Origin of the sequence: Streptococcus sp. CL6.22 (genome assembly GCF_049738055.1) — a bacterium.
GTDB classification, from domain to species: domain Bacteria; phylum Bacillota; class Bacilli; order Lactobacillales; family Streptococcaceae; genus Streptococcus; species Streptococcus mitis_DJ.
Genome location: NZ_JBKOTV010000022.1, coordinates 1 through 12377, shown reverse-complemented (window position 1 = coordinate 12377; position 12377 = coordinate 1). Strand labels below are relative to the sequence as shown.

3 protein-coding genes are annotated in these 12377 nt (G+C 37.6%); all 3 read right to left on the bottom strand.

All coding sequences use genetic code 11. The features are described from left to right. A partial coding sequence (locus ACLNCW_RS09715) for a Rib/alpha-like domain-containing protein (protein WP_424846202.1) occupies nucleotides 1–5532 on the bottom strand: 5532 nt, incomplete at its 3' end. Between the two features lie 410 nt (nucleotides 5533–5942). Then, nucleotides 5943–9818 (bottom strand): mucin-binding protein, encoded by a 3876-nt coding sequence (locus tag ACLNCW_RS09710; RefSeq protein ID WP_424846200.1) that lies wholly within the window; start codon nucleotides 9816–9818, stop codon nucleotides 5943–5945. A 150-nt stretch (nucleotides 9819–9968) separates the two neighbouring features. Then, nucleotides 9969–12377, bottom strand: a 2409-nt coding sequence (locus ACLNCW_RS09705; protein ID WP_424846198.1) for a mucin-binding protein, incomplete at its 5' end; no start/stop codon positions are given.

Below are 12377 nucleotides of genomic sequence, written 5' to 3'. Positions count from 1 at the left end.
CGGTGTGCTGACATCTGGCCTTGTCTTCCATGTAACAGTTGTTCCTTCTGGTAAGCCGGTTTTATTGACACTGTCTTCTGCGTTTGGCACATGACCATTGTCTACGGTTTGCGCAATACCAGTTGGGCTGTATTTTCCACGCATTGATGAAACTGTTATATTCACTAATTTCGATGTAGAGTTTCCTGCTTTATCTCTAGCTACTATCGTTACACCATGCATTACATTATCAGAATCAATTCTCGGTACTTCTCGAACACCCTCTTTGAACACAATTGTTCCAGAAGCTTGATCAAATGTTAAGAATGAAGGCATATTTCTCACTTCAATAGTAGCAATTCCACTACCATTTGCATTATCTTTTGCCTCAATCTTCATAGGAGGCAATGTTTTATCTAAAGCCGTCATTTCCCAGTTTGTATTTTCTGCTGGTGTTTGAATTGTTGGATCCGTAACATCTTTTACTTTCAATGGAATTGTAACGTCTTGTTCTGAACCATCAATATATGTTACTTTTGCTTGTATTGTTTGGTCTCCATACGCCTCAGTGTTAATTGGTGTTTTGGATTCCACGGTTGCAATTTTAGAATTTCCATTCTCACCTTGCGCATTTGTCGCAGTTACTGCTCCTTTTAACATTTCTGGAGTAACTGATACATTTTGATTTACTTCAATTTGTGTTCCAATTGCTGTAAAATCTTCACTTACTTTTCTAACCGTTACATTTACTGTCACTACATCTTTTGAGCCATCTGGATAAGTGATTTCTACTTCACCAGCTGTTGCGCCTGGTGTATTTACTACTGGTGGTGTTTTCCACGTCACCTTTGTTCCATCTGGCAATCCTGCTTTATCTACACTTGCATTAGGATCAGGAACTTGTCCATAACTTGTATTCTGCGGAATTGGCGTAGGATTAGTCTTCGCACTCATTGAAGATACAGTGATTTTCGCAGTTCTTTCGCTGACATTTCCTGCTTTGTCTTCTGCTCGAATGTTTAAAGTAAATTCTTGACTTGGTGTATTCTCAGCTAGTTTTTCTACTGTTTGTTTTCCTGATTTGAATTTAATAGCGTTAGTTGTACTATCATATTCTAAGTAATCAGGCAAGCCTGTCACAGTAACGTTTTTAATTCCACTTCCGTTTTCATTATCTTCCGCTCTTACTTCCATATTTGGTAAAGCTTTGTCTAATGCTGTCATTTCCCAGTTTGTATTTTCTGCTGGTGATTGGATTGTTGGTGGTGTCACGTCTTTAACTTTCAGAGGAATGGTCACTTCTTTAGTTGTTCCATCTTTGAAAGTTACTGTAGCGTTAATAGTTTGTTCACCATAGTTAGCTGTGCTGATTGTAGGTGCTGTAACTGTTGAAATCTTATCTGTTCCATTCACATTTCCTGCTTTTGAAGTTGCAGTTACTTTCGCTTTTAAGTCGTCATTTGAAACTGAATCATTTTGATTTACTTCAATTAGCGTTCCAGTTACTTCGTATTCTGAGCTAAGTCCTTTTACAGTAACTTTTACATTTACGATATCTTTCGAACCGTCTTTATACTTTACTTCTACTACACCATCTTTTTCTCCAGGCCCATCGGTCGTTACTGGTGGTGTTTTCCAAGCATAACTTGTCCCTTCCGGTAAGCCTGTTTGATTCACGCTTGTTCCTGCATCTGGAGTTGCCCCATAACTCACTGTTTGTTTGTTCGGATTTGCTGTTGCATCATATTTGGTAGTCATTGATTTCACAGTAAACGTTAATTGTGAAGTACTACTATTATTCGCATTATCTGTCACTCGAATTGTAGCTGTATGTGTTTGAGAATCTGTACCAACTGGTAATTTTGGAACTTCTTGAGTACCATCTTTAAACTTAATGGTTTTATTCGCATCATCATAAGTTAAGAAATCTGGTAAGTCTGTTACCGTTGTTGACCGAACACCACTTCCTCCTGCATTGTCTTCAGATGTTACTTTAATTGGAGAAAATGCTTTATCTAATGCTATTAAATCGATATTCTGACCATTCGCTGGTGTTTGAATCGTTGGAGCCGTTACATCTTTTACTTCTAAAGGAATTGTTACCGTATCCCTTGTATCATCGAGATAGGTTACCGTTGCTGAAATTTCTTTGTTCCCTGTCTCAGCAGTACTAATTTTCCCAACAGGAGTAACAGTTTTCACCTTACTATTACCGTTTTTATTAATTGTCACAGCAGATTTTAAGTCTTGTTCTGAGACAGTATCGTTTTGATTTTTGACAATTTTTGTAGCTGTAGGTTCATACTCATCACTTAGCTTACGAACTTTTACAGTAACCGTTACTTCATCTACTGAATCGTCTGGATAAGTAACTTTCACGACTCCTGTTTTATTTCCAGGTCTATTCGTATCTGGTGCAGATTTCCATGTATATTGAGCATCAGTCGGTAATCCTGCTGTATTCACACTTGTTTTCGGATTAGGAGTTTCACCATGGCTCACTTCTTGAATCGTTGCATTCGCTTGTGGATTATACTTTTCAGCCATAGGCATGTGAGTAATACTAAATGTTCGTTCACTACTATTTCCTGCATTATCTTCCACACGTAATGTTATATTTCTTGTAGTTCGAGTTCTTCCAGACAATTTTGGAACTTCACGTTCTCCATCTTGGAAAACGATGCTACTTGTCGCTTTATCATACTTCAAGAAACTTGGTAAGTTCATTGGAACAATACTCTTTATTCCACTTCCTCCAGGATTATCAGCAACTGCTACTTTAATAGGTGGCAATGTCTTATCTAATGCTGTGATTTCCCATGTTTGACCTTCTGTTGGTGTTTGAATTGTTGGAGCAATTACGTCTTTTACTTCTAGAGGAATATCAACTGGATCAGTGGTATTATCCAGATAAGTTACTGTCGCTTTTATGGTTTGTGAGCCTGCATGCACAGTGCTTATAGGCGCTGCAGTAACTGACTTGACTTTTCTAGTTCCACCATTATCCACTGTTACTGCTGCTTTTAATCTATCATTCGTTACTGGATCATTTTGATTCACAGTAATTGTCTTTCCAGTTGGTATATGTTCATCACTTAGTTTACGGACTTTCACGGTTACAGGTACTGTATCTGTTGAGCCATCTGGATAGGTTACAGTTACGACTTCGGTTTGATCCCCAGGGCCTGTTGCCGTATTAGGTTGTGTTGCCCATCCGTATCTTGTACCTGTTGGCAGCCCATTTTTTTGAATACTTGTTCCTGCATCAGGCGCTTCCCCATAACTCACTTCTTGAATTTGAGAATTAGCAACTGCTGTATATTTTTGTGTTTGAGATTGAATATGGAAAGTAATATTTTTAGTCGCAGTATTTTCTTTTTTATCAACCGCTTTAACAGTCACTTGAATACTTGATTTACCAAGTTGGAAATTATTTGGAATAACGCCATTAATTTCAATTTTTGATTTTTTTGCATTGTAAGATAATGGATTCGGTAGATTGTCAACCGTTACAGAGTTACTTTCTTTGAGACCTACTCCTTTATCATTATCTTGAGCGTGAATATTGATTTCACTAGGTAGTCCTTCTAATCTCGTTAATGTAATATTATCAGGGGCAGTAATTGTCGGTTTAATATTATCTACAATCTCAACTGGGACATTCACAGTTTTCATTAAATGACTACCACGAAGAATTTCGATTTCTTTATGTTGTACACCTGCTGCAGAGGTATCCACATTAGAAGAGCCACCTTTCCAACGAACTGTTAATTCTCCTGGAACTGCTGAATTATCTGAAACTGTCACGTAATTTCTAGCATCCCCTAGTTGACCAGACTGATTCTGATTAATTTTTTTATCTTGTTTTCCTAGAAAATCTAAAACTGTATAAGGAGTTGTTACATCTTTTGTTACTCCATTTTCATAAGTTGTTGTGACAACAACATTTCTTGTCCCTGCTTCTTGCAAGTTAAATGGTGTTTTATACGTTACCTGAGCCGTTGTTGGTACTTCATGTCCTGTTTTTGATCGTACTAATTCTCTTGGATTCGTATATAATTCTTTTGAATCCCCAAAATAAGCAGTCAAACTGGAATGTTTCGCTTCTACATCATTTGTCGCATTTGTTTGAATGGTTTTAGGGTTGAATCCATCTTTAAAATGAATCGTCATTGTTGCACCATCAGCTGATACCTCAGCATGGTCAAAGTCGATATGATTCGCACGATTAACCACATTTGGATGCTCTGCTTTAAATTTTTCAATCAAAGCATTTTTTTCTGTTTCCGTTAAATGACGGACATCATCCACATAAGTTGGCGTTAAATCTCTAACAGTATTACGTTCACTTTGAGGTTTGATAGTCAAAGTATAGGTAATTGTATTTTGTTTATGTGTCCCATTTGCTCCAATTGTAATATGATAAGTACCTGGTGTTACATTTCCACCATCACCTATAGTTCCAACAAGAGCCATTTGCACTTCAGGATTATTTACATTCCAATAGTTAGCAGCAATATCTACTTCTTCTTTCTTTCCTGTTTGGAAATTTTTATAAGCTACACGTAGTTTTAAACCTTTAACTTGATTAAGACCACTTATAACTCCTACTCTTTTTACATAATACGGAGTAGGATCTTCCTCTCCACGTTTAGGGCCATTCGGATATCTTACTAATGGCTCTCCATTTCCTCTTTTACCATATGCTGTCATTACCGAGAATAGAGTATCTGAATTATAAAAAGTTAATTCTTTTTTATTTTCGTTTACTAACGCATTACTACCCTCGTATTTGTTAGCAATTGACGATATCCAAATAGCTCTAAACCCACTCTCTCCCTTACCATCAATTGGTTTTCCATTCCGTGGATCACGTTTCCCAGATTGTGCTCGAGTTACTCTATTAGCTACTTTGTTGCGGAGGCTCTTCGCTTCATTTAGAGCACCATCAACTTCACTCTCAGTGGCTTTTCCCTCAGATAAATCTGCAAATACTTGAAGAGATTTGCTTTCAGATTCACTGAATTCATAACTGATTTCTCCTGCCAGTTGGTTAATTTCTGAAACAAGAGCCTGAACCTTAGCGATCTTTTCTGTTGAAGGATTTTTCTTTTCATCACTATCGTTTGCTTTGTCTGCTTGCTTTTCTTTTTTGTCTATGTCGTTGCTTTTCTCTTCCAGTTGAGCAAATGATTCAGACAAAGCTTGAACTTCTTTATCTATCTCATCCTGACTAGCACCTTCTTTATCCAAGACTGCTTGCGCACGCGACAAAGAGAGATTAAGATTTTCAACTGATTTAGCTGTTTTAGTCTGTAAATCAGTGTTCCTAATCTTTTCAATTAATTCATTTAAAGCAGTTTTATCCACAGCTTTGACTGGATGCTCTAAAGACTTTTCAAGAATTTTTTCTTCTGGAACATGTTCAGAAATCTTATCTGATTCTTTAACAGGATTTTCTACCTGTGGATGATTTTCCACATCGTTTGGAATCTTGTCACTATTCGGATCTTCATCTTTAACTTTAGTTGAATCATTCAGAGACGCAACCATTTCATCAGCATGAACAAGATGTGGATTCTGTATCGTCACTGCTCCTGTAGCCAAAAAAAGAGTGCACCCAAAAAGAAAATGCTTCCCTTTCTTTATCATCCGCCAATTCTTTTGATTGATTCCTTTTCGATTAAAAAACATTAAGAACTCCTTGCTTCAAATTATAAAATTACTTCTTGTATATATTATATTCTTTTATTTCCTTATATGCAAACCCTTTCGATACATAATATATTGTTTATAAGATTTGTTATATTTTTGTAAAAATAATTTACTAATCCAGAAAATTACTAAATTCATTTTATTATCAAAAAATGAGCAACTTTTATATTAAGTTACTCATTTTTATAAACTCTATTTTATTTAGATTATACTATCCTACTAGTTAAATCAGTATTAACACTTTATATTTAGCGATGTCTTCTAGCATGACCACGAGTTCCTGGTCCAGTTCTAATTGGTTTAACTTGTTTACCTGGACGTGAAGGAACATGGTGTACTGGTCCATGATGAGGTCTCGTTAAATGCGGTTTAGGCTGAACACTTGGTTTTGGATGAGTAACAATTACGTTTGGTTTTGTAACCACTCCGACCACATGAGTATGGCTAGTAGTGCCAGTATGAATGACACTTGTCACCTCTGAATGAGTTTCGGTTTCATTTGTTGTGATAGTGACAATTGGTGTTGTTGGACCCGCTGTTGCTGCATTTGAGGTAACAGTGGTTGTCGTTGTAGTTGTAGTCGTAGCCGTTCCACCAGGAACAGGTTTTGTTTCTGTTTTCTTATTAACAGATGTTTGTGAAGAAAAATCTGTTGGTTTAATTGCAGCCAAGGCTTCAGCTGGAGTTAAGCTAGGTTTTGAATCAGTAGTCGCTACCGGTTTTGGTTGAACTACAGGTGTTGGTGTAGCTGGAGTAGATACTGCCGGTTTAACCGGTGTTACCGGTGCTGGTGCTACTGGTTTTACTGGAGCTACTGGTTGTGGTGTGGCAACAGGCGCTGGAGTTGCTGGTGTCGAAACTACTGGTTTGACTGGTGTTAATGGTGCTACCGGTTTTGGTTGAACTACAGGTGCTGGCTTAGCCGGAGTTGACACTGCTGGTTTAACCGGTGTTACTGGTTTGACCGGTACAACAGGTTTTGTAACAATTGGTGATGATGCAACAACTGGATTCGGAACGTTCAAAACTGGTTTGATAGAAATTCCATTACCTAGACTAGAAGGAGTTGCTGCAATAGTTGTTACTCCTTGTGGAGTGACATTTGGTTTATGAACAGTCGTATCCACTGCAGCTACTGGTTTATCATCAATTCTTGTGATTTTCCAATTATCATAAATAACTGCACCAGTAACGAGGTTAACTCTCGCTACTCTTTCAAAAACTACAGAACGAACTACATCTTTGAAAGCTTGTTTACCATCTTTTTGGTATTTGTAGTGAATCGTCTGCTTGGTCATTTTTCTCAGTGTATCTAAGTTTTCAACAGATTTAGGCCAAACAGGTGTCAATGCGTCTCCTACTACTAATGGATTTCCAGCAATTGGTTTAGGATCATCTGCTGTGACAGTCACAACTTTTTCGATTAATTGAACTGAGAATACTTGATCAGTTTGTTTTTCACTGTCAAAGCGTTTATCATTAGCATTTGCAAAACCATCATGTACTAATTCATATCCTTGTTTTAGGTATTGATTAATACGATTTTTTGAATTATAAGCAATTGTTTCACCTGGAAGACCAACAACACTGTCCACATTTCCTAAAACCTTAGGACTTGTTTCTGTTTGATTAAGGTATTTAACATACGCCTTTTGTTGAGCAACATAATCATAAACAACATGGATATCAGCCTGTGTCAAATGTCCCTTACTATTAGCAGGTGTTTGTGACAAGACATATACTACACCATCTTTTTCGAAACGTTCAGGAACTTTAGCAGTCACATCATAGTTATTTCCCAACAAGTTAATGAGATTTGAACTCTTATCATGTGGTGTATTGAATGTTTCTAAAATAGCTTGACTTGTTTTATCACGATACTGAATATCAACTTTACCAAATTTAGCTTCTTCGTACACAGCTACCACGTTGGCTTGAGCTCGTGTAATCGTACCAGATGTCTTCGTATTGCTATAGAAACGATCATTCTGTGCATACTCTTTGAAGACATAATATTTACCATTTGGTGAATGTAATAGATAAGGTGCTGTGATAGATGTTGTTTGAATTCCTTTGTTTTCTTGAACTTCTGTCTCAGTTGTATTTCTCTCCAAAGTAGCTACATAGCTAGTATCAATTTTGGTAGATGGTCTTACAGTAGTGAATTTATCTTGAAGTATACCTCCATTTTCCACCGCTGCAATGGCAGGAAGAAGCATTTTCCCTTGAGTATCAACGAAGCGAACAGCTACATCTCCATATACAAGGCGTCCATCTGTTCTTACCATATCTGGGTTGGCAATTTTCCAGTCAGAGTCAGCAGCTTGTTCGTATTGGTCTGTAAGATTTTTACCTTTGGCATCAACAACTGTCAATGTCCCTGGAACATTTGATTTAAAACCATTTCTAGCTTCATTCAGATAATTAACTGTGTGACTTGTCGGAACACGGTCAACTCCAAAGTCTTTTGTACGTAATACATAGGTTCTTCCAGCCAACATCTTTCCAGAAACGAGTTCAAAGGTTAATTCATTATCAGCAGCCTTAAGAATCTTAAATTTTGCATGTTGACCTGGTTCTTCACGAGGCGCCTCCAAAATAACATTATGACGATTTACCCTTGTTCTTGATGTATCAGGGCTAGTATTTATCATTTCGACATTGTGGGCACCACGTTCAACAAATTCACCGACAGTAGCAAACTTATTGAATTCTGTATCATTGATACGAACGGTGAAACGGGTCCCTGCACTAAAGTTTGATTTCCATGTTCCGATACGAAGAGTGCTGTTATATGTTTTGATACTACCATCATCATCCAACATAACATCACCTGTGAAGTTAGCTGTAGCTGGTGTATCATAAACTTTAGGTGCTCCTATATCTGTTTTAATCACAGTGTAATTCTTAGTGACTACATTTTGACCATTAACTGAAATAACACCAGTTACAGACTTATCCACGTTCACTCGAGGATAACGAATTCCACCTCTGTATTGAAGTTCAAAAGTAACATCATCTAAGCGTTCAATTTCGTCAGTAAAACGGTATGTTGCTTCAATATGACTCCCTTTGTCAACTAAATCCCATGATTCTTTTGTGTCCAAAGCAACGTCACGATCTCCACGTGAAGCCCAGTATGAAAGGCTTCCAGCTTTGGCATTATCATTTTTCTGAACCAGACTCACTCGTTCTGCAAATACTTTACCTTCAGCAACCAATTTTTGAGGAAGATTATTGTCTTGCGGTAATTCCTTCAAACCAATTGTGAAGATATCCCCCTTATGATAGGCACCATTTTTAAATTTTAATTGGAAACGATAATCAGCAATACCTGTTGAAGTCACACGATCCGCCATATCGATTGTACCACTGGCAATAATATTTCCATTATCGATAGCTACATCTTGTGTTTGAGTTGGCGATAGACTAGCGCTAATTTTCTTGCCGTGTCCTGCACGTTGCAACTCAGTATATACTGTTTCAATAGCTGAATACAGTTGGTTTAATTGAGTCTTAAGATTTTCTGCACTAACATATGAATCTTTCAACAAGGATTTTGATTGTGAAATCTGAATTGTTGCTGCCTTAACAGCTTCTTGAACCAAGGCTTTTTCTTCAACTTTACGATCTGCTTCTTGAGCATAACGAACAGCAACTTGATTTAAAACTTCTGCTTCTGATACAACCTGTTCCAAGGTAGTTTTTTCGACTGATTTTTCTTCCTTTACCTTCTCACTTGAAGCAGGTGAAGTATTTTTTTCTTCGCTGGGTTTTACATCTTTAAAAATTAATTCTTTTGAGTCAGAATTTTTTGTCTCAGCTGCCACTTTAGACTCTGCTTCCTTCTTTAGAAGGGCATTGACATCTAATTCTTCTTTTTCCAAAACTGGAGCTTGAAGAGTTGAAGATAATTCTGCTATTTTTTCCTCAGATTTCTCTTGCTTGGTCTCTTCTGGTTTTTCAGAGACTTTTTGCTCTTCTTTTTCAGTGCGATGTGAATCTACTTTCTGTTCATCTGCACTCACATTTGAATAAGTACCAAAAACCATCAAGGCAGCTACAGCAACAGATACTGCACCAAAACTTGATTTTCTAATGGAATACTTGTTTACCTTATTCATTTGATTCCGTTTTACTCTTGAATACATATATTTTCTCTCTAACTTTTTATGATAAAAAAGAGAGTGGAATTGATGCTGTATTGACATACATTCTCACTCCCTAAAACACTACACTTCCAATATTTTGTTGTCTAGAGTTTTATTTTGATTTTATTCATCTCGTTTTGCTTTTCCAACTAAACTGAATCCAGCAAATAGGCCAAGTACTCCTAGAACTTGAGCCATACCAGAAGAGTGACCCGCAGTTTTTGGAAGTTCTTTTTCCTCCTCTTTTGGAGCTGAGTTTGGAGTTGGAACTGCTGATGGCACTTTTGGAGCTGGGGTAGAGGTTGGAACTGGAGTTGGCGTAACTTGTGGAGTTGGGGTTGGAGTCGGAATTGGAGTTGGGGTCGGTACCGGGGTTGGAGTTGGAACCGGAGTTGGGGTCGGTACTGGATCCGGCGTAACTTGTGGGGTTGGGGTCGGAGTCGGAATTGGAGTTGGCGTAACTTGTGGAATTGGTTGAATATTTCTATACGTTACAGTTACAACTTGATTTTCAGTTTCTGCTGTAATTCCTTGAACCGCAACCACTTTAGCAAGATCAGGATTATATCCTGCAATACTTGGAGATACCACTTCGTCAAAACTTGTCACTCCATCTTCAGAAACCCAAGATGTACTTGTAGTCTTACCTGTTACATTATCAATACTTAACATACGTGAAAAGCTTACTTGATCATGGTGATCTTCACTTGCTTTTGTACCATCTTCAAATACATAATGAATCGTTCTTTCCACAAGTTTTGGAGTATCTTTTTTAACAGTGATCTTATGTTTCAATAGGACTGTATATTCTTGAACTTTTGTTTCATCTGTATCAAAAGTTGCATCTGCAGGGAAACCATCTTCCTGTAATAAGTACCCTTTTTCAAGCAACGATTTCAAAACAGTTTCTGTCGTATAGGCGATCTTTTCTCCTGATTTACCAGTAATATTGTCTGTATGAACGACTTCATCCTTGTTATCAACATCTATGTAACGAACAACTGCAACTTGTTCTGTCTTGACGTAAGTTACCTTTGTATCTTCACCTGGGTTTTCAGGTGTAACACTTGTACGCTCTGGTTTGTAGCCTACAATTTCAGGTACTGCTGTTTCTCCAGCTTTACGAGGATCATTTGCATCATTCAGGTATTGGGGTTGAGGAGCATTTGCAATTACATTTCCAGAAGCATCTACTGGAATGATTTTACCCAAAGCTTTATAGGTAACTGTATCTGTTGCTTTTGGTAAATCTGGCGTAACTGTCTTAGCACCAGCTTCTGCTTTATCAGCGAAATACCCTGTCACAACTGGTACTTTAACTGTTCCATAGGTATGGTCCTTATTTTCCCAAGTTGTTTCTTTAGTCGCTTCATTATATGATCCCTTGAAGACAAAATCATTTTGCACATTATCTTTAGGAGTTGCAGAACCTGCACCAGTAAAGCTTACAGTTTGTTCAGTTTCCTTAGTTAATGAATCAATAATTTCGTTATATGTTACAAAGGTATCTTTTCCGATGCGATCAGGATCAGATTCGTCATTTGGTTCGATTGTCTTGTCAACAATATTATATCCCCAAACAGTTGGTTGCTCATTATTTAATACATGGAATTTTGGAGCTTCAGGAATTTTTGTTTCTGCTGCTTTTGTTGCATCGTTTGGATCATTATCATAGTACTTATAGAGAGCGTCTTCAATGTTTTGTACAACCTCTCCTTGTTTATTGATATATTGTCCTTTATTATTGACTGCTACAATACGTCCCATTTCTTTCAAGTCAACATTAACTTCTGTATCTTGAGGAGAATTTGGATTAACCTCCATTGTTCCTACTTTATTTACAGTAGCATAAAATTTTGGTGTAACAGGAGTTCGTACAGCTTTGAACACTGCATTCACGGATGAATTTGCTTCTGAATTAGTTGAACTATCTGGTTTTGCTGCAGCAGCGCGCTTACCTCTAGATGAACGGCGTACAGAACGCTCACCATTTTCAGTCACAGTTAAGCCTACTGGAGACACTTGAGAATTATTAACTTGTGTAGCTAAAAGATTCTCTGAAACTGGAGCTACTTCTGACAAAGCTCGTCTGCTTCTAGATGATCTAGCAACTCTTGATTCACCATTATTCGTAACTGATGGTTGAGATGCTACTGGAGCTACAACATCTTGGTTCTTAATTCCAGTAATCTTCCATTGTTCATAATGGATATCACCAGATACCAAATTCACAAGAGCATTTCTTTCATAGCTGATATGTTGATCAATTGTTCCATATGCAGCTTTTCCATTTTTAAGGTAACGGAAGTTAATACGGCGACTTATTGTTTGAGTCAATTTCTCCATTCTCTCAACAGTGCCTGGCCAATTTGGTGTATTTGGTTGTCCCGGATTGACTGGGGTGTTGGGTTGCGGTTTAGGATCTTTCGGTGTTACACGTTCGATACGTTCTGAAAGGGTTACAGTGTAGACTTGGTCACGTGCTGTATCGTAGTCATAAACCTTCGCACCACCTGATGTGAATTCATCGCT

What these genes read in the sequence shown, in the direction of transcription:
- ACLNCW_RS09710 (WP_424846200.1), bottom strand. Translation starts at nt 9,818, where the DNA reads ATGAATAAGGTAAACAAGTATTCCATTAGAAAATCAAGTTTTGGTGCA.